This is a genomic window from Companilactobacillus crustorum JCM 15951 (genome assembly GCF_001434585.1).
Classification (GTDB): Bacteria; Bacillota; Bacilli; order Lactobacillales; family Lactobacillaceae; genus Companilactobacillus; species Companilactobacillus crustorum.
Map to the genome: position 1 here is coordinate 1 of NZ_AZDB01000015.1, position 25,802 is coordinate 25,802.

Here is a 25,802-nt window from a genome sequence, read left to right on the forward strand (position 1 = left end):
TTGTGGAGGACGGGAATTTAAAATACTCATGATATAACCAAACTTTAGTAAGAACCTTTTTATCAGTCATTGGGTCCTTTTGTATTTGTCAGATTCAGGAGAAAATTTTGTTGCCTAGTTTTAAAGGGAGCTATCGATAACTGAAACCAGTTTATTTTTGGATATATGATAGTAAGTTCTGTTGCTGAAATCATCTTGACTGCCAATTACGTAAACATGACCTTGAGGAACTTCTTTTGATAACTGTTTAGCTTGAGAATCATATAGGTGTGCTTTAGGAACAGTAACTTTTAGAAGAAAATCATTAGCTTCAAGCGTTGCTATCATATTAGGGTCTTCCTTGTTGTCGTTAGTAATGATCTTGACATCACTGGCCTTAATATATTTATTTGAAGCAATTTTATAAAGAAAGCCGTCAGAGTTCATTTCTTTTAGATCAATTATTGTAGCGGCATCCACGACTGTAGGTGGGATTGCTAGACCGATGCCGATTAGAAAGATTGAAAGGCTCAAAAAAACTCTTTGATTTAATTTCATAATATTAATCTCCTTGGAAGAATATTGATAACTGCACTGCATAAATATCCTGTTATCAAGAAAGATAATAACTTATTGAATTATAAAAAGAATCTTTTTTGTGTAGCCATTGTGTATAAAAAAATCCTCCTAAAAATAATCTTTAGAAGGATTGAAAATTTTACTAAGCATTCAATTTTTTGATTAGGTGTTTAAAGATAAGGAACAAAATAATGAAGAAACCACTAATCATAATGAATAGTTGATTATTTTCACCGGTTTGAGGTAGCTTACCTTTTTGAGATCCTGAACCTGTTTCAGGAAGTGTGACATTTCCAGTAATAGTGCCAGGTAATTTAGGTAGGGTTGAAATTCCACTGCCAGGATTTTCTGGTCCAATGCCACCAGGAACACTAGGTAAAGTTATTGGTGGTGTAATGCCAGGTTTAGAAGGTTCTTCAGGGCCAGTGGTAGGAGGTTCAGTACCACCAGGATTACCGGGCTCTTCAGGACCAGTAGTAGGAGGTTTAGTGCCACCATGATTACCAGGTTCTTCAGGGTTAGTAATAGGAGGCTTAGTGCCACCAGGATTACCAGGTTCTTCAGGGTTAGTAATAGGAGGTTTAGTGCCACCAGGATTGCCAGGTTCTTCAGGGTTAGTAATAGGAGGCTTAGTGCCACCAGGATTACCAGGTTCTTCAGGGTTAGTAATAGGAGGTTTAGTGCCACCAGGATTGCCAGGTTCTTCAGGGTTAGTAATAGGAGGCTTAGTACCGCCAGGATTACCGGGCTCTTCAGGGTTGGTAGTAGGAGGTTCAGTGCCGCCAGGTTCATCAGGATTACCAGGCTCTTCTAAAATAGGCTGATCTTTGGCTTCAAGATTACTACTAATGTCTTTGACAATGGTAAATTTTATTGGCGTCTTGTTAATCATGAAGTTTTCAGGAGCTTTAGTTTCTACAAAGGCGTAGTCGCCAGCTTCCAAATTCGTAACGGTAATTTGACCGTTTTTGTCAGTGATTAAATTACTTTGAATTATATTGCCTTCGCTATCTAATAAATCATAAACAGCGCCGGGGAGTAATTCGTTGGTTGTAACGTCGGTTTTCGTTAGAGTTACGTTACCAGTATTATTGACAACAGTTGTTGCTACGTTAAATTTGTCTAATTCGACAGGAGTTGTTTGACCAGCAATTACTGTGAAATTAATTGGAGTAGGATTTAATTCATAGCCAGCTGGAGGCTGAGTTTCAACGAATGAATAGTCGCCAGCAGGAAGTTCATCAACAGAGATTTCACCATTTTCGCTGGTTACTAATCCTTCTTTGATAACGTTCCCATTACTATCTAATAAATTAAAAGTAGCACCGGAAAGGTTTACTTTAGAATCAGGGTCAATCTTTTTAAGAATAACTGCCCCTGTCTCTGGAGTATCAGGCTGAGTTAATTCAAGATCAATCACGTTGTCGTCAGGAATCGTAAAAGTGATAGGATTGGGATTAATTTGATAGCCGTCTGGTGCTTTTACCTCTGTTAAAGTATAGGTGCCGTAAGGTAAATTATGAACATTTAAGATACCATTCTCATCTGTGACGCCATTGGTAAAGAGAACAGATCCCTTACTGTCTTCTAGCTGATATTCAGCACCGGCTAAACTAATTTTTCCGGTTGGATCAGTCTTAGTTAGTTTAACTGAGCCAACTTTTTGATCACCAGTACCAGTACCAGCACCTCCCCAAGAAGTAGAAGAATCAACATTATGCTCGCCCTCGCTAGAAATCATAGTAGCATGATCGGTCCAAGTTGTTGTTCCATCAGGATTGGTGTTGATTAACTTAACCCGATAATAAATATCAACAGCTGATGTTACATTGCCAGGGAAGGTAATAATAACTTTGTTGCCATCAGTAGTTACAACAGGGTGTAGTTGTTCGCCATTGTTGATGAATCCACTAGGTCCATAGGATCCGGCAATGGCATTCAAAGAACTAGGTATATATTCTTGGTTAGGACCAAGAGTATCGGTAATAACAACATTGTTAAGGTTATGTTGGTTAGGGTTAAAGGCAATGTTCCAAGTAATTTCGTTGGGAACATCGTTATTATCATATCCAGCAACCCAGCCATTTTTGTTGAAGATCCAATTTTCGCCTTCATTGCTATCGCCTGTATTAGTTCCTTTAGAAATGAGCGAAAGGGTTCCTTTACGGTTAGCTTCAGTATTCTCTAAAGCATCATTGAAAGTAATAGTACCGGAGGCTTCACCATTTCTAATAGTGGCGATACCAATTTCTTTGCCATTATTATCATAAATTGGGAAAGATAAATTTCCTGAGGCTACTAAACCTTCAGGAAGATAAAAGCTCACTGTGTCTCCACTTTTAATTGGAACTCCATCAGGAATACTCCAATTGTAGTCAACGTGATAATTTGACCACGTGTATAAGTTATCCGAAGGAGTAATAGGATTCCCTAGAATATCAGTTACTTTAGCATCCGTTCCGTTTAACCCAGATACAGAGATTTCAACTTTGGTGCTTGGTGTATTGGAACTTGGTATATTAGTAGTTGCCTTAGTAGTTGTCGAAGTCGTTGGAGGAGTGTCGACAGTTGCCGGGGTACTTGCTGTTGTTTTGGGAACACCAGGTGGATTATTTTCGGTTGATATCGATGAAGAAACTGTTGCAGCATAGGCCGTTCGAGCTTGAGGTATCAACATGAATAAAACTGCTAAAAATAATCCAATCGTGGATATAGCAATTAATAATTTTTTCTTTTTCATATTAAGATCCCCATTTAGTGCTTTTTTATAAATTTGTTACGACCAGAGTATATGGCGTAAAAAATAATAAGTAAATCAAATAGACCACTTAGTATATTATATGTATACACCGAGGTCTATATGTATACCAATTTTTGATTTATCAAGAAAAAAGGCTTGAATTTAGTAGACAAAATATCTGATGAAATTAAATACTTTTTATTTCTAGAGAATACAAAAAAGTAGAATTTTAGAAAAATAATTTTTTTGATAATAAATACAAATCAATAAAAAGCGCTATCATTAAGTCAGTAATTATATGAAAACGTTTTAAAACTAAATGAATTGGTTGATGTTTTCTAATTTATTAATTGACTAATAGAGGGGAGGGAACCTGATGGAACTTAAACAGAATTTAAATCAGAAACAAGTTCAAGGGTTGTCCTTAACACAAGGAATGCGACAATCAATTTTGATTTTACAGTCGGATGCGATTGATTTGGCTGATTATTTAAATGAGCAGAGTTTGGAGAATCCTTTATTTGATGTTCGAGTTAATTTGGATATGCCATTTATTGATAATGGAGATAGTAAATCTTATCAAATTAAGGATGATCAACAATCGTTATTTGAGTATTTATTAGATCAAGTTCAATTGACAATGAGGCAGACTCCTTTGCGGGATTTGGTAGTTTATCTAATTGAGCAGTTAGATCCAAATGGTTATTTAACAATGACTGATGAGGAAATTTATTCCGAACTACCAGATATAACGCCAATTATGTTGCTAGATGCTAAGACTTTGTTGCATCGTTTAGATCCCCCAGGGATAGGAGCTAAAAATTTGCAAGAATGCTTGTATCTTCAAGCTGAGGCAGATCATGCAGATAAAGCTGTTTTGTCAATGTTGAGCGATAACTTTGAATTGTTTACAAAGCATGAATGGAAAAAATTAAGACATGCTTTAAAACTATCAAATGTTGAATTGCAAAAAGATGTTGATTTTATTCAGTCATTGACAGCTAATCCAGGTCAACGCTACAATTCGCAAGATGAACAGTACGTTGTTCCGGAATTACAGGTAAAGAAGAATCAAGATAAATTAACGCTGTCTGTGACTAAGTATGGTCAACCGCAATTAGTATTTGCTGAAGAAACTTATGATCGTTTGAATAAGTCTACGGATGAGGCCGTTGAAAAATATATTCGGGATAAATATAGTCAATACAAGACTTTGGAATATAATTTGCAGCGTCGGATAGAAACAATTTCTATTATTGGTAAATGTATCGTTAAAGCTCAGTACAAGTTTTTTATGCAAGAAACTCAAGCATTGGAGCCATTATTGATTCGGGATGTTGCTCAGAAACTGCAACTAAGTGAATCGACAGTTAGTCGAACAATCAACGGAAAATACATTCAGACTGATTTTGGGATTTTTGAATTGAAAAACTTCTTCTCACGTCGGAGTAAAGTAACGTTTGGAGAGGATAAATCAGTCGATCAAGTTAAAGCTAAAATTAAGCAAATTTTGACTGATGAAGATAGAAGCAAACCATACAGTGATCAAAAAATTTCAGAGCTGTTAGTTGACGATGGATTTAAAGTTGCCCGTAGAACGGTTGCTAAATATCGTGAACAATTAGGATTTCCATCGACTAGCCGTCGAAGAGTTTAAAAAATGATTGATTCAGTAGTAATTTTATTACTGAACCAATCATTTTTTTATTTCAAATTGGAAAATATCTATTGTCTTCTTTTTGGCATAAAATATTTGTATAATAATATAGTAACTAAAGGGGAATGCATATTATGAATATTGGACAGTTGATCAATCAAATTATTTTAATGTTTGGCTTAATGTTGATTGGAGTTTTAATCAATAAATTAAAATTTATGCATTCGCAAACCTCTAGCGATCTGACAAATGTTTTGCTATATATCGTCTCGCCATGTTTGATTGTCAATGCTTTTGAACAGCCATATTCAGGCAATCGAATTCAGCAATTTTTATTGGCAGTTTTAGGAGTTTTTATTCTTTATTTAGTAGAAATTCTTATAGCTAAATTATTGTTTGGACATTTAAAAAATCAAAATTTACGGCGGATAACTCAATATGGCAGTATTTATTCTAATGCAGGATTTATGGGTATACCGTTGATCAGTGCCTTGTTTGGTTCAGAAGGAGTTTTCTTTGCAGTTGTCTCGTTAGCAGCTTTTAATATTTTCAGTTGGACACAAGGTGTTGCTTTGTTTCGGGATAATGATAATGGCACAGTCGAAAAGACAGATTGGCGCCAAGTCTTATTAAATCCTAATATTATCGCTATTTTTGTTGGTATTTTTATTTTTATGTTTTCAATAAAAATACCCAGTATTCCTAACCAAATTATTAAATATGTTGGATCTGTCAATACGCCTTTATCGATGATTGTAATTGGAAATAGTTTGGCTAATATTCAATTTAGTCGGGATATGTTAAATAAAGAAATTGGTTTGACCATCTTATTACGTAATTTACTTTTTCCTATCATAGGTATTTTTATTTTAAAATTGGTCGGCGTAACTGGAATAGCCTTCTATACGACCATTGTTATGGCAGCGTGTCCTGCTGCAGGGTTAGTCGTGCTTTTTACTTTGCAAGTTGATGGCGATACGGCCCCAGCGATTTCTTTAATGAGTTTATCAACAATATTAAGCTTGATAACAATTCCATTAGTATTCGCTGTAGGAAATCTCTTTTAAAGCTTTTTATAGAATTATATATTAAATGTAACAGAGTAATTATTCCCCATGTTTTTTGCCGCGAATAACATGGTCAGCATGTTCTAACATCTCGTTAATGACGTCTAAAATATGTGGATCATCTAAACGATAATAATTGTATTTGCCTTTTTTCTCTGAATTGACTAACTGATGCTGTTTAAGAATTGATAGTTGATGTGAAACGACCGATTGTTCAATATTTAAAGTTTGACCAATTTCACTGACACTAAGAGTGTTATTTTCCAAAAGCTTTAGCATTTGGAGACGATTGGGATTACTTAATAATTTAAAAATCCTTTCGGATTCAATTAGTTGTTTAGAGTTAAGTAAATTTTCTGAAGTTTGTTTATTCATGTCTGATCCTTCTATAATAATCTGCAATTATTCTTATTATAGTATAGATGTTTTTAAATGAGTGCTAGTAGATGATGAATTAAGCCGCTATCCCAGAAAACGTACAATCCAATCAAGACATAACAAACTTTCATCAATTTTTCGCCATGTTTGGTCATAACGTTAGCTACAGCAGGTATATCAGAAATAAAATTGATTACAAAGACAATTATAATTGTAAGAAGACCTATGAAACCTAGGGTGATGATAAAGTTAGTGATGGTTTCGCCAACTAGAACAGGTAAGAAAATTGAGAGATTGCAACCAGCACAGACCGATAGGTAAGTAATTAGAGTGTTAGTGATTTCTGATTGATGCTCGGCCTTGTCATTGTCGCTATCGTTTTCTTTTCGAAAGGCCAGATAAATCGGCAAGATTCCTAAAATACCTAAGAGCCATTCTGGTAAAAAACTAGCTAGAGCTTTGCCTATTAAAAAACTGGCCGTTAAAAGAATGAAATTACCCAATAAATAACCAAGCAAAACTTTTGATAAAAGATATTTTTTGAGTAAAAAAATCAGCATGAAGAAAAAATCTAAGTTTACACTGAGAAATGTTAATAATAAAAGCCAATAGTTCAAAAGAAATGCCTCCAAAACATATGTAATTTATAACATATGTTAAATGTAACATATATGCTTAATAAAAATAAGCTTTAATGACTGTTTAATTCTTGTCATTAGAGCTTATTTTTATAAGTTTAAATATTTACTTTCGATATAGTAGCCATCTTTTAGCTCAGCCCAAACGCTGTAGTTGTCGAGTTGAACAATCTTATTAACAAAAACAGACTGACCACCACGGAAACGGGTATTATCCATATCTCCGTAAGGCGTTTTCCAAGCGGTAATAAATTGATCTTTGTAATAAAGAATTCTGACAGACTTATTGATATCCATACTATCAATTACGGAATAAGTGTAACTGATATTGTTAGCTGTTTCAGCTAAAGGACTATTTAATAAATCCTGACGGGGTGAAGTCTGTTTAATAACTTTTGTAGTGATGCTCTCAGTACTAGGAATCCAAGTATTGCCACCTAAATTGTACCAAATAGTACCATTATAAGTTTCCTTCATGGCTTTATATATTTTCCAAGAGGTTCCATAAGGAAGTGTCTTGTCAAGCGGAGCATTACTTAATGGTTGGTTATAAACATTGACATTATTTTGAGTTTCAATAAAAAGATCTTTATTGATATGATAATTTTTTAATGGCAAAACATTATAAACATATTCTTGTTCCTGAACTTGTGAAGTAAATTGACCATTATGATCCTTAGGAGCGTGAACCAAAAAATGATCGGCTTCCTCTAAGGGTTTAGTTTCAAATTTACGATTTAAGTCGCCAACCAAATATTGAGGATCAGAAATCAAATTGCCATCAAGATTGCGGTGGTAGACAATAACTGGTGCTGATAGTTGGTTAGCATAAACTAGATAAATGCCATCGGAATTAGGAATAAAAGTTTGTTGAAAATTTGTTACTGAAGACAAAACATACCCAGGGATTTCTTTCCAAGGAATTTCTAATTTATCTAGATAATGTCCCTTGATAGTAGTTGATTGGGTAATTTCATTGCCTATAGAATCAACGTAATAGACCTTAATTTCAACATCATCACGAGCTATTTTTTTAATTTTAGATGTGAGTACATCGTTTCCCATAGTTCTTTCCCCGTTATGGGAAAGATGCTTTTTACTGTGTTTCATTCCCATAATAATTCCCTTCTAACATTTAATTAATGTAATTCTAACATGAAAAATTTGGGATTATCTGTCTTATAGATGTATCTTAAAGATATTTAATGGAAAAATAAAAGAATTTTAAACTTTGTTTCAATTACTGATATTTGTGGGTTTGTAAAAACCATCAATCAATTTATGGACAATTTGATTCTAATTATAGTTCATTTTAATAAAATAAATATTGTCAAATATGAATAATACCGTTATCATAACATGATATAATTTTTATGTTGATAAATATGGAAAGGGGTTTCATCATGAAAAAAAGAAATGTTAAATGGACATTAATTATAGCTATGTTAACACTTTTGGCCGGCTGTCTTTTTACTGATACATTACATCGTGAAGTAAGAGCCGATGATGAAATTTCCGTTGAAGATATAAAACCATATAAAACTCCGACAGGAGACGTTAAAAAGTTCTTAGGTATTTGGATGACTTCTGGATATTCATTGCAGCCACAGGCTAATAATTATACTGTGGTTGATTCGCCAGTAACATTACGGACAGATCAAGCAAGATCTTTTGTGACGGCTCTTCTGACTTTTTCATCATGGGCTCACTATCAATGGTATGAAACAACTGATGGTAAAAAATGGACTAAAGTTAAAAATGGTGGAGATAAAAAGAATTTAACGGTAACGCCATCCGAAATTGGAACTAAGTACTATCAACAAATGACCTCTTGGTATATGGTTGTTTCAGCATTTTCACCAACTGTTTATTCTAAGGTAGCTGCTGTTCATGCATTGGATAAACACGTTGCAGCAACAGACATTAAAGTTACAACTGACGATAATTATTTATATAATTATGATTCAGAGATAACAACAACGACCACATATGCTCACGCTACAGTAACACCTAAGAATTTTACTGGTGATATTAAGTGGAGCATTGATAATACGGACCTAGCGACAATTGATGAAGATTCAGGATTGATAACAGCTAATGGACGGAATAAATCAGGAGTAGTTACGGTAACTGGTACGGCCATTAATAACGATGGTTCTTCAGTGAAAGATCAGACTGAAGTAACAATTGGTGGGGGCCTAGAAGATCAAACAGTTGATGCTGGAGATAAAGCCACTTTTAAATTGATGGGAAATATCGGTGAGTTTGATTCTGATGAAGATATAAATTACACGATTCGTTGGTTCAAAGAGGATCCAATAACACACGAGCAATCAGAAATTGAATTGGGAAATAATTCAACGTCGCATACGACACCAGCTACAACCTTGGATGATGATGGAACACTAATTTTTGCCAATATCAAGGTAAAGGCTAATGGGAAAACGTATGAGTACGAGACTAATGAAGCAACTTTACACGTTAGACCAATAGGTGGTCCTGAAATAAGTCTGGAAGATACATTAACTAATAAGACTTATGACAGTGGCAGTGATAACAGTAACAATTTATACGATGTTAATGAAGGCGATAATGTCATCTATAATACTAAAATCACCAACAACAGTACTGGCGGTAAATTAAAGAACGGAACTTACGTATTGCCGCTAAGAGCAGGAACAACTATCAATGGCATTACTTTAGATGGCAATGAAGTAAGCGACTCCGATTATGAAGTTAATCAAGACTCCAAAAACGGCGAGATAACTTTGACAATTAAGAATCTTAATTTAGGTATTAACCAGAGTACTGATTTAGCAGTCGATACTAATGTAGGTTCAGTTTCTAAACGCGAAACATATAAGTCAATTGGTTATTTACAAGGAAACGATGATTCGGGCAGTTCTATTCAAAGAATTGGAACAGCTAGGACGATGAATTTAACTACAAACAAGTTGGAATATAATATAAAAGATATCGATTACGGTACTATTAAACCAATTGGAAACGATGAGTTGATTTATCGTAAAACAGACGGCAGCAACATCATGGATGTTGACGATATGCGTCGGGATAAGACTCCTGTTGTTTTAACAGTTTCACAGGATAGCGATTTTGTTAATACAGAGGACAAACAAAGTGTCTTATCCGGACATTTGAAATACTTCGATGATGACTATGAACAAGATTTATTACTTGGTTCGGCGGTTGTAGCCCAAACTAATTCAGGACAGGAACTGGGTTCAGTTAAATGGAGATCTGATCGTGGCGTTCTTTTGGAAATGAATAATAGTAAGGTAAATGCTGGTGGTAAATATGAAACTAAGTTGAATTGGCAATTTACTGATAGTGTCTAAAAATAAAAAGAGGAATCATGATTTTAAATAATCGTGATTCTTTTTTTATACAAAAATGTATAGCCCCTTATTTTGGTCAAAATCACTTTAATCAAATATAATTAAGATAATTTAATCATAAGGGTGGGTGAAATTAATGAAAAAGTACTTATTGGGGTTAAGTATGATCCTACTGATGGGAGGAATAGTCGTTGGTTGCTCATCGACTAACAATATGACCGATAATTCTGAAAAGTCATCAGCTACTAAAGTTTTAAAGGACAGTACTAAGATAACGACCAATGAGGCAGTTGAAATTTATCAAAAGACATTTCCTAATACTGATGTTGTATCAATAGAATTAGAGAAAAGTCTTGGCAAGCCAGTTTATACAATTATTGGCGGTGATAAAACGACTGAATATCAATTGGATATTAATGCTGTCAGCAAAAAAATCAAACAAAAGTCTGAAGAGCCTTTAGATGAAGATGATATGAATGATTCGCAAACTAAAAAATTAGATTTGGACAATGTAATTAGTTTAGAAAAGGCTGCTAGAATTGCCGAAAAAGCTGCCAAAGACGGTCAGAGTACTGATTTCAAGTTGGAAAAAGATGATGGCATAGCTATTTGGGAAGTAAGAGTAAAGTCAGATCAATCTGACAAAGAAATTAAAATTAATGCTCAAAAAGGCACTATTATAAAAATCGAAAATGAATAAAGCAAAAAAAATAACGATAACTCATTGGGAGTTATCGTTATTTTTATCAGCACCACTAATTATTTTCGGTATCAGGTGCACTATACTTAGAAATTTTAATTTCATCTTTGTCTAAATGAGCTTCTAGCTGCTTATCCTTAGGATGATCCAAGAAGTAATCAGCTACTTTATCTTCAATTTGTTCTTCAATTACACGACGAAGTGGACGGGCACCCATCTTAGGGTTGTAGCCCAAATCGACTAATTTGTCCTTAGCATCCTTGGTTACATGAATGCTTAGACCTTGATCGGAAATCATCTTGTTGGTATCATCTAGCATTAAATCAACAATCTTGAGTAAGTTAGCCTTAGTCAAAGAGTTGAATTCAACAATACCGTCAAAACGATTTAAGAATTCAGGTTTAAAGAATTCAGATAAGCGATTCATAACTGAATTAGTTGTTCCACTAGCTTCGGCACCAAAACCAACATTAGCTTCTTGCATGCCTTGTCCAGCGTTAGAAGTCATGATGATGATAGTATCCTTGAAACTAACTGTTCTCCCTTGAGAATCCGTTAAACGGCCGTCATCGAGAATTTGCAAGAACATGTGCATTACATCTGGGTGGGCTTTTTCAATTTCATCAAGTAAGATCAAACTATATGGATTACGACGAACCTGTTCAGTTAATTGTCCAGCTTCTTCATAACCAACATACCCTGGAGGCGAACCAATCAACTTAGAAACTGAATGCTTTTCCATGTACTCAGACATATCGAATCTAATCATTGAATCTTCAGAACCAAATAACTCACGAGCTAGTTGTTTAGCAAGCTCAGTCTTACCAACACCAGTAGGTCCTACGAATAGGAAAGAACCAATGGGACGACCAGACTTATTAAATCCAATACGGTTACGACGAATGGCTCTAGCTACATCGCTGACAGCCTTATCTTGCCCAATGATGTGACCCTTCAAATCAGATTCTAAGTTCTTCAATTGAGCTTGTTCATTTGATTGAAGTTCACCAACAGGAATGTTAGTTTTTTCTTCAATGATCTTTTCAATTTCTTTATCAGTTACGATATTTTGACCAGCAGGTTCATCTTTGTTACTATCTTTCATATTTTGGAACTTAGTAACTTGATCACGGTAGTAAGCGGCCTTTTCGTAATCTTCGTTACGAAGAGCAGCTTGTTTTTGAACTTCCGCATCGGAAATCTTATTATCTAAGTCAGCTATATCGACATGATTGATTTGAAGATTCTTCTTAGAACCAGCTTCATCAATTAAATCGATAGCTTTGTCAGGTAAAAATCTATCTTGAATGTAACGAGCTGATAATTCAGCAGCAGCTTTAATAGCTTCATTAGAGTACTTTACATGATGATAGTCTTCATACTTAGGTTGAAGTCCCTTAAGGATTTGGATAGTTTCGTCAACAGTAGGTTCATTTACTTGAACTGGTTGCAAACGACGTTCCAAAGCTGAATCCTTTTCAATTGTTCGATATTCATTTAATGTTGTAGCTCCGACAAGTTGAAGTTCGCCACGGGCTAGGGCAGGTTTCAAAACGTTACCGGCATCCATACCACCTTCAGCATTACCAGCACCGACAATTTCATGAATTTCATCGATGAAAAGAATAATATCCTTACTTTTTTGTAGTTCATTGATAAGTTGTTGCATTCTTTGTTCGAATTGACCACGAACACCAGTACCTTGAACTAGAGAAACAACATCCAAACGTACTACACGTTTATGTTGCAATTTCTCAGGTACGTCGCCGTCAACGATCTTTTGAGCAAGACCTTCAACAACAGCTGTTTTACCAACACCTGCTTCACCAATTAAAACAGGGTTATTTTTTGTTCTTCTATTTAATATTTCAATTACTCGATCAATTTCCTTGTCACGACCAATTACAGGATCGATTTGACCCTTTTTTGCAAGAGCAGTAAGATCGACACCATATTGATCTAAGACTCCGTTACCTCTAGGTCTACGGCCATTTTCGCCGCCATTGCCTGTTTGAGTTTGGGGACCTTGTTGCTCGAAAGCATTAGGTTGTTGTGCGCCATTGATGGCGTTGAACAAGTCTTCAAAACTAGAAAATCCACCATTTGGATTTTGTGCCATATTATTCATACCTTCGTTAGCTTGATTTCTTAACTTTTGATAACAGTCTTGGCAGAGATTAATTTCTGTTCGTTGACCATTAACACTTGTATACAAATGAATTGTTGCTTCATTCTTATGACAATTCTGACATAACATTCGCACCCCACCTTTCCTTAATCACAGGATACAACGGTAGTATATAATTAGCACTCGACTAATGCAAGTGCTAAGGCTTGGAAAGATAAATTTTTTCTTTTTTTAAATAGTAGAAAAAATATTTTTCAGGCTTGTATGAAAAAGTTTGATAATATAAACGCTTTCAGGCTCTAGCGTTGTAAGCGTTAAACAGCTTATCACAGTTGAGTTATCTTAACTTTTTTTGGACTAGACACTTGTGAAAAATCAAAGATAATGGTAAATTAATTAGTGAATATTTGTAGGTTTACTACAGAATTTTATAATTATATGGTGAGGTATTTATTATGGAAAAGAAAGATTTTCACATTATTGCAGAAACAGGAATCCACGCACGTCCAGCAACTATGCTAGTACAAACAGCAAGTAAATTTAGCTCAGACATCAATATTGAATTCTCTGGTAAATCAGTTAACTTGAAGTCAATCATGGGTGTTATGTCACTTGGTGTTGGCCAAGGTGCTGACGTTACAATTACTGCTGATGGTGACGATGCTGCTGATGCAGTTGCTGCTATTGCAGATACAATGACAAAAGAAGGTTTGGCAGAATAATGGTTAAAACTATTAAAGGAATCGCAGCTAGTGATGGTATCGCTACTGCCGAAGCATACCTTTTAGTTCAACCAGATTTATCTTTTACAAAGAAAAGTGTTTCAGATGCTGATTCAGAAGTCAGTCGTCTTAAAGATGCTATTTCAACATCAGATGATGAGTTAACAAAAATCAGAGACATCGCTAAAGAGTCTCTTGGTGAAGAAGAAGCTCAAGTCTTCGATGCACATAAGATGATTTTGGCTGATCCAGAATTTACAGGTGCAGTTGAAAAAGAAGTTACAGATAATAAAGTAAATGCGGAACAAGCTTTGCACGATGTATCTGAAAACTTTATTTCTATTTTTGAAGGAATGACAGATAACCCTTATATGCAAGAAAGAGCTGCCGATGTACGCGATGTTACAAAGCGTGTTATGGCTCACTTGCTAGGTGTTACACTTCCAAATCCAGCATTGATCGACCATGATGTCGTTATCGTTGCTCATGATTTGACACCTAGTGATACAGCTCAATTGAACAGTTATGTTAAGGGCTTTGTTACTGATATCGGTGGTCGTACAGCCCACTCAGCTATTATGGCTCGTTCACTCGAACTACCAGCTGTTGTTGGTACTGATACAATTACAAAAGACGTTAAAGATGGCGACAAGGTTATCATTGATGGTTTGAATGGTGCTGCTATTGTTGATCCTTCTGACGAAGATATCAAGAACTATACCCAAAAAGCAAAGGAATTTGCTGCTGAAAAAGCTGAATGGGAAAAACTAAAGGATGAACCAACAGTTACTGCTGATGGCAAGCACTTTGATGTTGCTGCTAATATCGGTACACCTGATGATTTACAAGGTGTTGTTGATAACGGTGCTGAAGGTATCGGTTTGTATCGTACAGAATTCTTGTACATGCAATCAGAAAGTCTTCCAACTGAAGAAGATCAATTCAAGGCTTACAAGAAAGTTCTTGAAGGTATGAAAGGTAAGGCTGTCGTTGTCCGTACTATGGATATCGGTGGTGATAAGCATCTTCCATACTTGCCACTTCCTGAAGAAATGAACCCATTCTTAGGTTATCGTGCTATCCGTATCAGTTTGGATAGACAAGAAATCTTTAGAACTCAACTAAGAGCTTTGCTACGTGCATCTGCTTTTGGTAACTTGCGTATCATGTTCCCAATGATCGGTACATTGCAAGAGTTCAGAGATGCTAAGAAGGTCTTTGAAGAAGAAAAGGCTAAGTTAGTTAAAGACGGCGTTAAGGTTTCCGACGACATTCAATTAGGAATGATGATGGAAGTTCCAGCTGCTGCTGTTCTTGCAGACCAATTTGCTAAAGAAGTTGACTTCTTCAGTATTGGTACTAACGATTTGATCCAATACACTATGGCTGCTGATCGTGGTAATGAACATGTTTCATACCTATATCAACCATACAACCCTTCAATTTTGAGATTGATCAAGCATGTTATTGAATCAGCTCATAAAGAAGGCAAGTGGGCTGGTATGTGTGGTGAAGCTGCCGGTGATAACACAATGGTTCCATTGCTATTAAGCATGGGTCTTGACGAATATTCAATGAGTGCTACATCAGTACTTCGTGTAAGAAGTTTGATGAAGAAGTTGAGTACTAAAGATCTTGCTTCATTAGCTGACCGTGCTGTTAACGAATCAATCACTAACGAAGATAATAAGAAACTTGTTGAAGAATACTTGAACAAGTAATTCGAAAAATATAAAAAGAGACTTGCATTTTATGCAAGCCCCTTTTTTTTTCTAAAAATTTCCAGTTAAAAGATTAATTAAATATTTATCTGCCGTTTCTTTATCAGCATTTGGTTCTTCGAATAAGTACCATTCCAATAGGCCAATGATTAAGTCACTGTAAAATCTGGAAACTAATGGAGCCGGTAAGGCAACCGAATTTTTGTCAGCGTAGTTCTTGTAGACAATTATATTAGCTTCATGTTTAAGATAGCCTGACATATTGTGCCACAAATGAGAGTTGGAACCATCGGATTTTTTGATATTTGCTAATAAAGCTGGGTTTTCTTCGAAAAAATCTACCAATAAATTAAATATTTTGACGAGGTTATTTTTATTATGTTGAGTACTAGATATTTGATCCAAAATATTTTTACCAATATAAGACCAAAGATATTCTAGTAAATCAAGCTTGTCATCAAAATAATTATAAAAGGTAGCTCGTGGATATTCACTCTTTTTACAAATATCATTAACAGTTATTCTATCAAAATCTTTTTCGCTTAAAGCATCAAACATGGCTACTCGAAAGGCTTTTAAAGTTCTTTTAGCTCCTAAAGTAAGGTGTTTGGTAACATCTATTTTCATATGTAATTCCCCCGAAACGATTAAACCTACTTAGACATTTTAGCATAATGTAAACGTTTGAATTAAAAAATAAATGTTTTAATTTTTGCAAATTTATAAAAGTGTCTAAATATAGGCTAATATATAAAAATTGTCTCTTGTATAAAATAAGGACTAATTTTACCATAAACAATGTATTTTCTGAAAGTTTATATATGATATTCATTTAAGGAGAAATTAATATGCGGAAATGGAAGAATAAATATGCTTCTGCATTAATTGGTTGGATAATTGTTGTCCTAGTTGCGATCATTGCGATGCCAAACGTATCTCAATTGGTTAGAAACAAGGGTAATATAACTTTACCTGCCTATACTGAAAGTCAAAAAGCTTCCAATATTGAAAAGAAGGCTAATGGCAATAAATCAGTTCGAATCTATACAGTAGTTTTTAAAAATAATGGCAGCGGTAAGCTTACAGCCTCTCAATCGGATAAGATTGATGAAAAGTTAAATGAATTGAGTAATAAAAAATTACTCAAAATTAGTAAAGTTATGGGTCCTAGCGATAATGCTGAAACTAAAAAGCAATTGATTGCGAAGGATAAATCAACCCAATTAGCTCAAGTAACGGTTAAAAAGAATAATTCAGTTGGTCAGCAGGTTAAGGAATTGCAAAAACAATTGAATATTTCTGGAATCAAAACTTATGTTACTGGTGCGGATGCTTTAAATGATGAATTTTCGACAGTAACCGAGAAGGGAATTCAAAAAACCGAAGTTATTGCAATTATCTTTATTTTTATTGTTTTGATTTTGGTATTCCGTTCACCAATTGTTCCGTTAATTTCATTGTTGAATGTTGGAGTGGCATTTGTTACTTCACTCAGTATTGTAATGAACTTAGCGGAAAAAGTTGATTTTCCAATTTCAAACTTTACTCAAGTTTTCTTGGTCGTAGTTTTGTTTGGTATTGGAACGGATTATAATATTTTACTCTATAACTATTTCAAGGGAGCGTTAGCTCGGGGACTGTCAGCTAATGAAGCAGCACATGATGCTCAAAAGCATGGTGGTCGAACCATTCTCTACAGTGGGATTTCTGTTTTAATTGGATTTTCTGTTCTTTCACTAGCTAAGTTTTCGTTCTATCAAAGTGCTGTCGGTGTTGCAATTGGTGTCTTAGTACTTTTGGCAGTTCTTTTAACGTTGAACATGTTCTTTATGCAGACGTTAGGTAGTAAAATGTTTTGGCCTAGCAAGGTTACAGCAGGTCGTGGCAAAAGTAGAATTTGGTATGGTTTGTCACGAACAGCTTTGGCATACCCAGTGGTTATTTTAGGTATTATTGCTGTCTGTGCTGTACCATTTCTCGTTAATAGCAGCTCCACATTAAACTTTAATAATGCTGATGAAGTACCTGACACATACCAGGCTAAAAAAGGTTATGAAGTTATTCAGGATCACTTTAGTAAGGGAATGTCGGCTCCAGCAACGGTTTATATCGAAGGTAGTTCTAAGATGACTACTCAAGCTAAGTTGGCTGCTATTGATGATTTAACAAATTACTTAAAGAAAGAACCTGGTGTTAAAACAGTAACTTCAGCTACACAACCAGGTGGCAGCAAAATTAAAAATATGTATTTGAAAGACCAATTAGTAAGTATTACTAATGGCTTGAATACATCAACTAAAGGATTAGAAAAGATAAAATCTGGTTTAACTTCAGCTAGTTCGCAATTACAGAGTGCTAATATCAGCAGCAGTACAGCTCAGGTTCAAGAGTTAGCTGATGGTACTAGTCAGTTACAAGCTGGAGCCCAACAGTTGTCTAGTGGAATTGATGAGTATACTTCAGGCGTTTCAAGTGTCAATAGTGGTTTGCAAAGTGCTAATAGTCAGTTGCCTACTTTGACTAGTGGTGTTTCTACCTTATCAAGCAGTTCTAGTCAATTGGCTTCAGGCATGGCACAATTGCAATCACAAGTCAGTTCTTTATCATCGCAAGCTAGTCAATTATTAGCTTTGATGCAAAGTTCTGGTCAAGATACAACTAATGCAGCTAATAGTATTAGTCAATTGCAAAGTTCAATCAGTCAATTGAGTGCCGGTTCTGCAGCTGTTTCTTCAGGTATGACGCAGCTACAAAATCAAATTCCAACTTTGACATCGGGTGTATCAACTTTGGCTAGTGGAACTAATACTTTGAATAATTCAAGTGCTACCTTAACATCTGGTGGTCAAAGCGTTGCTAGTGGTGCTACAACAGTCAATACTGGTGTTCAACAGATGAATACGCAGTTGAAACAAATGAGTTCTGAAGTAACTCAATTGGAATCTGGTTTGTCATCGGCGAGTGATGGCTTAGATAGTCTAGCAGCAGGTAATGCAACGATGAAGACGTATCTTGATGGTTTGCGTAAATCATACGTTGGCGATACATTCTATTTACCAAAATCTACTATCAAGAGTAAAACTTTCAAGCCAGCCCTTGATGCTTATATGAGTAAGGATCGCAAGATTGCTGAATTAACAATTGTCTTTAAGAATGATCCAAATAATGAAACGACTTCGAAACAATTGAAGACAATTCAAAGCGATATGAAGTCTAACTTAAAGCATGGTGCATTGAAAGATGCTAAGGTTGCTGTTGGTGGTCAAACTTCTCAGAACAATGATTTGAGAACTTTGGCTAACGGTGACTTTGGTAGAACAGCCTTAATTATGACAATAGGTATTGGAATTGCCCTAATTGTTGTAACGGAATCAATTTTGCAGCCAATGACCATTATTGGTACTTTGCTTTTGGCATATGAAATGGCGCTAGGTTTGACAAGAATCTTCTCGAAGTTTGTCCTTGGAGATAATTTGTTAAGTTGGAATACGCCGTTCTTTACATTTATTATGTTGATGGCATTGGGAGTCGATTACAGTATCTTCTTAATGGTTAGATTTAAGGATGAACCAATGCCTGATTTGAAGGATAGGATGCTTAATGCTGCTACAGCTATTGGAACAGTGGTCATTTCCGCGGCTATTATTTTAAGTGGTACCTTTGCAGCCTTGATGCCATCTGGTGTTACAACTTTAATTCAAGTTGCTTTAGGTGTGATCTTTGGATTAATCATTTTGGTTATATTCTTGCCATTGACCTTATCATCACTGATAAGCTTAACTATGTGGCATGAGAATCGGATGAATCACGTTAAGACAAATAAGAAAACTAAGTCCGATGGTAAAAAATCTCCTGAGACTGAATAGTATAAATTTTAGCTTAATTAAAAAATGGGTTCTAATGACTTTTTCTAGTCGTTAGGGCCCATTTGTATTTATGACAAGGACGGAAAATAAATGAAGTATGTTACCCTTAGAATAAGAGTTTTTAAGAGAGAGAGGGAATGTATGAAGAATCGTGTTATTAGAAATTTTTTGATATTTTTGGGATGCTGGTTTCTAATTGTTATCGGAGTAAATATTACTCAGCAACAACCAATTCTAACTAATTTTCCCTGGGAGATTCTTTTAATTTTCCTATTATCATTGATTTTAGTAGTTACAGAATTGAAAAGAAAAACCATTTGGGGAATTTATTTTATCGTATTCTTCATTTATATGTTGTTAAATGGTGGTTACTATAATTGGACATCATTAATTACTTTTGCTTTTATGTCATTTTTTATGTCAGCTATCACTTATTTTATTGGTGTACAGTTTAAAAAGGGTGGACAGGTTAAATAAAAAAATTAGTTCAGGGGACTTAATTTAATGAAAAAGAAAGTATTGATCATATTGTTCTTTGGATGTTTTTTCTTATTGGCAGGATGTAATCTAAAAAATAATCAAGTTACTATCGATCGGTCCAAACAAACGCGATTGATTAAAAAGAATCAGCGGATTTGGAGTAGGAGGATTAAGAATACTCACCCTGTAAGTGATGCGATGTTCGACAAAAAGATAATTAGAGTCCCTGATGGATATAATGATGAGGATATGTCATATGAACGGCTGAAGAATGGTAATCAATTGCTAATCAAAGGAAAGGTTATCAATTTACAACCGGAAAATTATCGGTCAATTGGAACTGAAACTAAAGGAACTGTTCAAATTGAAAAAGTGATTAGTGGGGATGAATCCTTTACAGGTAAGACAATTGAAACTGAGTTTTCTGGTGGAATTACTCAAGCAAAAGATTATTTTACTAGTATTGAAGGCGAATATTTTGGTAAAGGTTATGGCTTTTCTAATCCTAAAACAAAGGTTTTGGTTACCAATTCAGTTGTTCCGATGCCTAATATTGGAAATACAGTGATTTTAGGATTGAATAAGTATCGACCAGAGAATAAGTATCGTCAAGCAATGTATAAAAAGAACGGTCTAACATTAAAGAATTTTTATGTGATCAATAATCCTGAGGTTACTTATTGGGTTATGAGGAATGGACAGTTTAAGTTGAACAATCCAGCCTTTTATCAAAAAAAGAATAGGAACAAGTATCCCCAATTATTTAAGATAACTAAGAAGTTAAATAAAACTTATTTATAACTATACAAATAGTTTTTTTACTTTAAAGTATGTTGTGTATTAAAGGATGCCGCCTTCTGCAATAATTGAAATTTGGCTGAAACGCCGTGGGTACGACTTGGAACTTATGCTGCGCACAATTTTCACGGTTGAGCCAATTTCAATTTTTGCTCCAGACTAGTGTAATTGTTATATAGTATTTCATTTTAAATAGTTAGATACCAAAAATAGCTAATGACTTTTATATTATAGTCATTAGCTATTTTTTCGTAGTCTTAAATTATAAACTGAATCATTTTAGCAAGTTTAAAGTTAAAAATACTAACAGATACACTAATCTGGAGCGGAGCTAGGATGGTCTCAGTGGAAGATGACACCCTTCAATACTCACGAATTAATCAAGAAACAAATTTGAGACTTATATTTTATAAGTATCTGCAACCCATTCGTTAGTAGCAATACGGTGATAGGTAACTCCGTTCAATTGTTTAGTTTGATCAGTATACCATGAAGAATCATTGGCTAGGGCACGACCACTGACGGTATAAACTGAACCATCGTCTTTGAAACTTACGATTGGTACGAATGAATTTTTAGGGTCATCTACTTTAATAACGTTAGGATTTTGCCAATTAACGTCGCCATGATTTTTTAGATTATTATAATAGCTTGAGATCAAAGCGTTAAATTGATCCATGTCATAACCCCAGGTACTGAAATAATAATTGGGATCTTGATGTGTAGTCTCATGCCACATATCACTAGTTTGTTTGTGAGATAGAACAGTTTGACCAGCCACATCAGGCAAATTATATTGAATTAGTTTTTGTGCGATATAGTAAGCATCATTTGAAAGTGAACGAGCAAATGCATCATATGAACTTACTCGACAGAGTTCAACTTGAATGAAACGAGCATTTGCTGTTGGTCCAGCTCCCCAAACGGTGTAATCAGTGTTGTGAATATTGAGAATTTGATTATCGTCAACGAAAGCATGGACATAGGTTTGGAGCGTAGGCCAGTTTTGATTGAAACGGTCAGTAAATTGCTGAGCAGTTACGTTTGGTTCTGAGGTTTCATGGACCACAATCCCTTCAGGATGACCGACGCCGTAACGATAGCCTTGCCAGACGCTGAAAGTTCCTTCTTGATTCTGAATCTGAGCTGGTTTAATACGATTTTGTAAAATATAATCGTTAATTTTTGAGTCTGCCTTAATGGTTTGTTGATGACTTGCGGTAATGATTAATAATAATACCAAGATGATGGATATAATAGTTTTCTTTTTTGTGATAATAAATTCCCCCTAATCCCATAGACAAGAGTAGCACAAGCTGATAAAAGGGAAGTTTACAGAATTGTTACAAGATTGTGGATAACTTATTTAAATTAGTTTTAAGAGTTGTGGAAAAAAATAAAATAATAGCTCACAGCTATATAATTATTCTTGGAAGTAAGTATAGATATGGAGGGGTTTATTTTGAAAAAGAGTACATCATTATTGTTTAGTGGACTTTTAGTTTCAGGTATGGTCCTTGGTGCTACTGTAACAACACCAACAACTGTACATGCGGATGACAATCCAACAACACAAGCTACAACTAACGTTACTAATAACGTTACATATTATGATCAAAGCGGTAAGGCTGTTTTGACTAAGAGCGTAGAAGGTACTAAGGGTGCCACAATTGATTATGTTCCAGATGGTTATGCTATTTCTGGTGACAAAGCTGTTTTCGGTGATAATCAAGCTAATATTTCTGTTAAAGTAACTAAGATGATTTCTGTCAAAGTTAATTACGTCGATCAAAATAATAATTTAGTTAATTCAGAAGTTGTCAACGGTGGAGAAGGCAATACTTATAAATTGACTGATATTCCTGCTGGTTGTAGTTGGGCTAATGATACCGAACAAACAATCACTTTGGTTAACGGCAAGGAATACAACGTTCCTGTTAATAAAAAAGTTTTCAACACAGTTATCTTCAAGACAGCTGATAATATTGAAGTAGGTAGAACTGAAATTTATAGTGATAAAGTTGGCGATGTCGTTAACCTTAATTCAACACAAGTACCTAGTGGCTACAAGGCTGGCACAACTTCATTGACGCTTCAAAGCGACAATAATACACAATTTATTACTGTTACTAAAAATGCTGACGCTGCTACTGGTGTCGTTACGGTTAACGATAACGATGCACAATTGTACACAATTTATGGCAATGCCATTACTGGCCGTACTTTGAAAGCTAAGTCATCATGGAAGACTTTTGATACAAAGGTTATTAAAGGCAAAACTTACTATAAAGTAGCTACAGATGAATGGGTAGAAGCTAGCGATGTTACCGTTGCTAACTCTAACAATGAAGCTGTAACACCATTTACTGAAGTTGTTACAACTAAGAATACTCCTGCTCATCTTTATACTAAAGATGGTCAAGCTATTACAGGCCGTGCTTTAGGAGCAAACACACCATGGAAGACAGCTAATAAGATGGTTCTAAATGGAACAACTTATTATCAAGTTTCTACAAATGAATGGGTCAAAGGTGACGATGTAACATTACCAGCAAACAATAATACTACAAGCAACGTTACACCAGCATCAGGTGTTGTTACAACTACAAATGCTGTTGCTACACTTTATACTAAAGATGGTCAAGCTATTACAGGCCGTGCTTTAAGACCAAATACACCATGGCAAATAGCTAATAAGATGGTTCTAAATGGAACAACTTATTATCAAGTTGCTACGAATGAATGGGTTAAAGCTACAAATATTAAATAATGCTACTAAAAAAGAATCTCTCAACTTGGTTTATTCCAAGTTAAGAGATTCTTTTTGTTTGGTCATAAAAACTAGTTTGCGATGTGGTAATGCTTCTTTAAAATTGCTAATTTTCGTCTAGAAATATCGCAAGTAGTATTATCTATAAAAACTAATTTTTGATTATTACTGTCAATGGATTTTATATTATCAGGATTAACTAAGAGACTTTTATGAGCACGATAAAAATTGGGAAGCTTAGTTTCGATCGTTTTCAATGTGTCAGGAAATTCGATAATTTCATTAGTTGAATGAAGGAAAACATTATGGGTATTCTCATATGATTCAAAATAATTGATTTGATTAATCTCAAATTCGTAGGGCTTGGGACCAATTCTAAAATTGAAAGTAGTTTTATTTTTTTGATTTGAAGGAACTAAACGATTTATCGTTACTTCTAAATCTTGAAATAATTTCGACTTTATAGCCTCTAAACCAATTTCTTTAGAAATGTAGTCCAATGGTTCTACTTTTCGTTCAAAAATCATAGGCGTTAATTCTTCATGCGTAGTGATGAAAACAATTTTAGCATTCAAGTCCTGTTGTCTAATACTTGTAGCTAAGTCGATCCCCCTCATTTTAGATTCAGGAAATTCTATATCTAGTAAGAAGAATTTAGTATCATGGGGATGGCTTTCCATATAGAGAGTGACCTCTTTAGGATTGGCCGTTGATAGAATTATTTTCATGTCAACACCCGGATGTGTTTTAATATATTCCTTTATCATATATTGATAGTAGGTTCTAAGTGCCTTATTATCTTCACAAATTATTATATTAAGTAACATTACTTATCTTCCAATACAGTTAGGATAGTAGTAAAGTAACCATCCTTAAATTTTGTTTGTAGCAGCAAATTGTCATTTGAATTTATTATTTCTCTAACAGTAGATAATCCAAGACCGCTGTGTTCTTTTTTAGTTGTGTAGCCAGTAGTATATATTTTATTTATATCAATATTTTCTTGTTCTTTAATGTTGTTTTTAATAATCAATTCAATGTAGCCAGAGAATGAAATAATGGCAAAATTTAATTGAGGATAGTCGTTGAAAAGACTCGCCTCAATAGCGTTATCAAAGAGTATTCCTAGTATCCTAGTTATTTCTACGGACTCTTTTTGAGGGATGTTGGCATTTTCGTCAATTTCAAAGTTAGTTTCGATATTTTGGTTCTTAGCATAGATCAACTTAGTGATAATAATGCCTCTAACTAAACTATCTTGTAGTTTATATAAGCTAGCATTTTCAATTGATAAATTGGAACCAACATTTGCATCAGCGTAGTTTAGCAATTCTCGAATTGAATCGTTCTGAATATCGTTAGATTTTAAAGAGGCTGAGAGTGATAGTAAAAAATTTTTGTAATCATGTTTGAATTTTCGAAGTTCAATATTTTTTCTTTCGAGTTCTTTTATATAAATATTACGTTCTTTGAGGTTCTTGATCTCTGATTCTAACTTTATTTCTTTTAATCGACTGGAAATAAAAAGAAATGCACCGATACCAATTAAAATAATAATGATAGCAGATATTATTAATGTGATTCTTAAATAGGAAAGAGGAATCTGAAGGTAATTAAAAACAATCATCAAAACTAAATAGCAAACTAATGTTATTACTATAGCAATGCCAATAATTCCACGAACCGTTTTGTCATAGAAAAAAGAACTGATAGATTTTCTTTTAAAAAAATATTTTATTAAGAAAGCTAACAGTAAACTCAGAATATAATTTATTACAACAATTATTATTGATGACAAAGTGGATGGTGATAAATTTCTTGTACCAAAGGAATCTATTAAAAGACTGCTAGCGATATTCTGAGTAATAGAAGTTATTAAGAAAGCCAGTATAAAAAAAGATATCGTTGATAGCCAACTATAATTAGTCGATTTTCTAATTATAATTATGAATATAAAGGAAGCAATTAAGCTTATACCATCAAGATAATAATCTAAAAAACTAAATATAATACTAATTGTTAAAGCTATGTAAATATTCTTAGTGTTTTTAAACTGAGGACTAAGTAAAAAAAGAATGATAAAAAAAAGAATGGTATCCAATAGGTTAGTTGAATACCATGACAGAATTGAAAATATAAACAAAATAAATCTCCCTAATTAATGATGTAAGAAAATTGAGCCAATTGAAATGAATGAAGTAAAAATATCCATATTATTTCCTC

Annotated in this window: 20 protein-coding genes; 10 read left to right on the plus strand and 10 right to left on the minus strand. The window is 34.4% G+C overall.

The window, feature by feature from the left end; all coding sequences use genetic code 11:
* Nucleotides 1-120 precede the first annotated feature (120 nt).
* Nucleotides 121-537 (minus strand): SLAP domain-containing protein, encoded by a 417-nt coding sequence (locus FD26_RS05575; protein WP_057867444.1) that lies wholly within the window; start codon nucleotides 535-537, stop codon nucleotides 121-123.
* Between the two features lie 163 nt (nucleotides 538-700).
* On the minus strand, nucleotides 701-3,298 hold the full coding sequence (locus FD26_RS05580) for an LPXTG cell wall anchor domain-containing protein (protein ID WP_057867445.1): 2,598 nt from the start codon (nucleotides 3,296-3,298) through the stop codon (nucleotides 701-703).
* A 376-nt stretch (nucleotides 3,299-3,674) separates the two neighbouring features.
* On the opposite strand from FD26_RS05580, the gene rpoN reads away from it, so the two are divergent.
* A complete protein-coding gene (rpoN, locus tag FD26_RS05585) occupies nucleotides 3,675-4,955 on the plus strand; it encodes an RNA polymerase factor sigma-54 (protein ID WP_057867446.1) in 1,281 nt (426 codons plus the stop codon).
* 134 nt (nucleotides 4,956-5,089) lie between these two features.
* The gene (locus FD26_RS05590) at nucleotides 5,090-6,022 is read left to right on the plus strand and encodes an AEC family transporter (RefSeq protein ID WP_057867447.1); all 933 of its coding nucleotides are present in this window, start codon (nucleotides 5,090-5,092) and stop codon (nucleotides 6,020-6,022) included.
* A 39-nt stretch (nucleotides 6,023-6,061) separates the two neighbouring features.
* On the opposite strand, the gene FD26_RS05595 is transcribed toward FD26_RS05590, so the two are convergent.
* The 3 genes from FD26_RS05595 to FD26_RS05605 all read right to left on the minus strand — a co-directional run bounded on the left by FD26_RS05595 (nucleotide 6,062) and on the right by FD26_RS05605 (nucleotide 8,154).
* A complete protein-coding gene (locus FD26_RS05595; RefSeq protein WP_057867448.1) occupies nucleotides 6,062-6,397 on the minus strand; it encodes an ArsR/SmtB family transcription factor in 336 nt (111 codons plus the stop codon).
* 53 nt (nucleotides 6,398-6,450) lie between these two features.
* A complete protein-coding gene (locus FD26_RS05600; protein WP_057867449.1) occupies nucleotides 6,451-7,017 on the minus strand; it encodes a cadmium resistance transporter in 567 nt (188 codons plus the stop codon).
* A 111-nt stretch (nucleotides 7,018-7,128) separates the two neighbouring features.
* On the minus strand, nucleotides 7,129-8,154 hold the full coding sequence (locus FD26_RS05605; RefSeq protein ID WP_057867450.1) for a MucBP domain-containing protein: 1,026 nt from the start codon (nucleotides 8,152-8,154) through the stop codon (nucleotides 7,129-7,131).
* 287 nt (nucleotides 8,155-8,441) lie between these two features.
* Between FD26_RS05605 and FD26_RS05610 the strand changes: the two genes are divergently transcribed.
* Together FD26_RS05610 and FD26_RS05615 are read left to right on the plus strand one after the other, a co-directional pair.
* Complete coding sequence (locus FD26_RS05610) at nucleotides 8,442-10,394, plus strand: hypothetical protein (protein ID WP_057867451.1); 1,953 nt, start codon at nucleotides 8,442-8,444, stop codon at nucleotides 10,392-10,394.
* Between the two features lie 136 nt (nucleotides 10,395-10,530).
* Nucleotides 10,531-11,094 carry a PepSY domain-containing protein gene (locus tag FD26_RS05615; protein ID WP_057897038.1) on the plus strand — a complete coding sequence of 188 codons (564 nt, stop codon included), beginning with the start codon at nucleotides 10,531-10,533 and terminating at the stop codon, nucleotides 11,092-11,094.
* A 55-nt stretch (nucleotides 11,095-11,149) separates the two neighbouring features.
* Here FD26_RS05615 and FD26_RS05620 read toward each other — a convergent pair whose 3' ends face one another.
* Nucleotides 11,150-13,351 (minus strand): ATP-dependent Clp protease ATP-binding subunit, encoded by a 2,202-nt coding sequence (locus tag FD26_RS05620; RefSeq protein WP_057867453.1) that lies wholly within the window; start codon nucleotides 13,349-13,351, stop codon nucleotides 11,150-11,152.
* Nucleotides 13,352-13,677: 326 nt separating this feature from the next.
* Between FD26_RS05620 and FD26_RS05625 the strand changes: the two genes are divergently transcribed.
* Together FD26_RS05625 and ptsP are read left to right on the plus strand one after the other, a co-directional pair.
* Nucleotides 13,678-13,944: a phosphocarrier protein HPr gene (locus tag FD26_RS05625; RefSeq protein ID WP_057867454.1), complete on the plus strand. Its 267-nt coding sequence runs from the start codon at nucleotides 13,678-13,680 to the stop codon at nucleotides 13,942-13,944.
* Complete coding sequence (ptsP, locus tag FD26_RS05630) at nucleotides 13,944-15,665, plus strand: phosphoenolpyruvate--protein phosphotransferase (protein WP_057867455.1); 1,722 nt, start codon at nucleotides 13,944-13,946, stop codon at nucleotides 15,663-15,665. The genes FD26_RS05625 and ptsP overlap by 1 nt, the downstream gene beginning before the upstream one ends.
* Nucleotides 15,666-15,716: 51 nt before the next feature.
* Here ptsP and FD26_RS05635 read toward each other — a convergent pair whose 3' ends face one another.
* The gene (locus tag FD26_RS05635) at nucleotides 15,717-16,292 is read right to left on the minus strand and encodes a TetR/AcrR family transcriptional regulator (protein WP_057867456.1); all 576 of its coding nucleotides are present in this window, start codon (nucleotides 16,290-16,292) and stop codon (nucleotides 15,717-15,719) included.
* A gap of 221 nt (nucleotides 16,293-16,513) precedes the next feature.
* On the opposite strand from FD26_RS05635, the gene FD26_RS05640 reads away from it, so the two are divergent.
* The 3 genes from FD26_RS05640 to FD26_RS05650 all read left to right on the plus strand — a co-directional run bounded on the left by FD26_RS05640 (nucleotide 16,514) and on the right by FD26_RS05650 (nucleotide 20,812).
* Nucleotides 16,514-19,531: an MMPL family transporter gene (locus tag FD26_RS05640; protein ID WP_075887934.1), complete on the plus strand. Its 3,018-nt coding sequence runs from the start codon at nucleotides 16,514-16,516 to the stop codon at nucleotides 19,529-19,531.
* Nucleotides 19,532-19,672: 141 nt separating this feature from the next.
* Nucleotides 19,673-20,008, plus strand: coding sequence for a hypothetical protein (locus tag FD26_RS05645; RefSeq protein WP_057867457.1), 336 nt, complete (start codon nucleotides 19,673-19,675; stop codon nucleotides 20,006-20,008).
* A 27-nt stretch (nucleotides 20,009-20,035) separates the two neighbouring features.
* Nucleotides 20,036-20,812 carry a hypothetical protein gene (locus tag FD26_RS05650; protein ID WP_147000147.1) on the plus strand — a complete coding sequence of 259 codons (777 nt, stop codon included), beginning with the start codon at nucleotides 20,036-20,038 and terminating at the stop codon, nucleotides 20,810-20,812.
* 397 nt (nucleotides 20,813-21,209) lie between these two features.
* Here the strand turns inward: FD26_RS05650 and FD26_RS05655 are convergent, their stop codons facing one another.
* On the minus strand, nucleotides 21,210-22,052 hold the full coding sequence (locus FD26_RS05655) for a peptidoglycan recognition protein family protein (RefSeq protein WP_232230817.1): 843 nt from the start codon (nucleotides 22,050-22,052) through the stop codon (nucleotides 21,210-21,212).
* A 219-nt stretch (nucleotides 22,053-22,271) separates the two neighbouring features.
* Between FD26_RS05655 and FD26_RS05660 the strand changes: the two genes are divergently transcribed.
* On the plus strand, nucleotides 22,272-23,579 hold the full coding sequence (locus tag FD26_RS05660) for an SLAP domain-containing protein (protein ID WP_057867460.1): 1,308 nt from the start codon (nucleotides 22,272-22,274) through the stop codon (nucleotides 23,577-23,579).
* Nucleotides 23,580-23,650: 71 nt separating this feature from the next.
* Here FD26_RS05660 and FD26_RS05665 read toward each other — a convergent pair whose 3' ends face one another.
* On the minus strand, nucleotides 23,651-24,406 hold the full coding sequence (locus FD26_RS05665) for a LytR/AlgR family response regulator transcription factor (protein ID WP_057867461.1): 756 nt from the start codon (nucleotides 24,404-24,406) through the stop codon (nucleotides 23,651-23,653).
* On the minus strand, nucleotides 24,406-25,722 hold the full coding sequence (locus FD26_RS05670) for a GHKL domain-containing protein (RefSeq protein WP_057867462.1): 1,317 nt from the start codon (nucleotides 25,720-25,722) through the stop codon (nucleotides 24,406-24,408). The genes FD26_RS05665 and FD26_RS05670 overlap by 1 nt, the downstream gene beginning before the upstream one ends.
* Between the last annotated feature and the right edge of the window lie 80 nt (nucleotides 25,723-25,802).

Excerpts from the sequence above, each read along its gene's own strand:
- FD26_RS05575 (WP_057867444.1), bottom strand. The coding sequence starts at position 537 with ATGAAATTAAATCAAAGAGTTTTTTTGAGCCTTTCAATCTTTCTAATC.
- FD26_RS05580 (WP_057867445.1), bottom strand. The coding sequence starts at position 3,298 with ATGAAAAAGAAAAAATTATTAATTGCTATATCCACGATTGGATTATTT.
- rpoN (WP_057867446.1), top strand. The coding sequence starts at position 3,675 with ATGGAACTTAAACAGAATTTAAATCAGAAACAAGTTCAAGGGTTGTCC.
- FD26_RS05590 (WP_057867447.1), top strand. The coding sequence starts at position 5,090 with ATGAATATTGGACAGTTGATCAATCAAATTATTTTAATGTTTGGCTTA.
- FD26_RS05595 (WP_057867448.1), bottom strand. The coding sequence starts at position 6,397 with ATGAATAAACAAACTTCAGAAAATTTACTTAACTCTAAACAACTAATT.
- FD26_RS05605 (WP_057867450.1), bottom strand. The coding sequence starts at position 8,154 with ATGGGAATGAAACACAGTAAAAAGCATCTTTCCCATAACGGGGAAAGA.
- FD26_RS05610 (WP_057867451.1), top strand. The coding sequence starts at position 8,442 with ATGAAAAAAAGAAATGTTAAATGGACATTAATTATAGCTATGTTAACA.
- FD26_RS05615 (WP_057897038.1), top strand. The coding sequence starts at position 10,531 with ATGAAAAAGTACTTATTGGGGTTAAGTATGATCCTACTGATGGGAGGA.
- FD26_RS05620 (WP_057867453.1), bottom strand. The coding sequence starts at position 13,351 with ATGTTATGTCAGAATTGTCATAAGAATGAAGCAACAATTCATTTGTAT.
- FD26_RS05625 (WP_057867454.1), top strand. The coding sequence starts at position 13,678 with ATGGAAAAGAAAGATTTTCACATTATTGCAGAAACAGGAATCCACGCA.
- ptsP (WP_057867455.1), top strand. The coding sequence starts at position 13,944 with ATGGTTAAAACTATTAAAGGAATCGCAGCTAGTGATGGTATCGCTACT.
- FD26_RS05635 (WP_057867456.1), bottom strand. The coding sequence starts at position 16,292 with ATGAAAATAGATGTTACCAAACACCTTACTTTAGGAGCTAAAAGAACT.
- FD26_RS05640 (WP_075887934.1), top strand. The coding sequence starts at position 16,514 with ATGCGGAAATGGAAGAATAAATATGCTTCTGCATTAATTGGTTGGATA.
- FD26_RS05645 (WP_057867457.1), top strand. The coding sequence starts at position 19,673 with ATGAAGAATCGTGTTATTAGAAATTTTTTGATATTTTTGGGATGCTGG.
- FD26_RS05650 (WP_147000147.1), top strand. The coding sequence starts at position 20,036 with ATGAAAAAGAAAGTATTGATCATATTGTTCTTTGGATGTTTTTTCTTA.
- FD26_RS05665 (WP_057867461.1), bottom strand. The coding sequence starts at position 24,406 with ATGTTACTTAATATAATAATTTGTGAAGATAATAAGGCACTTAGAACC.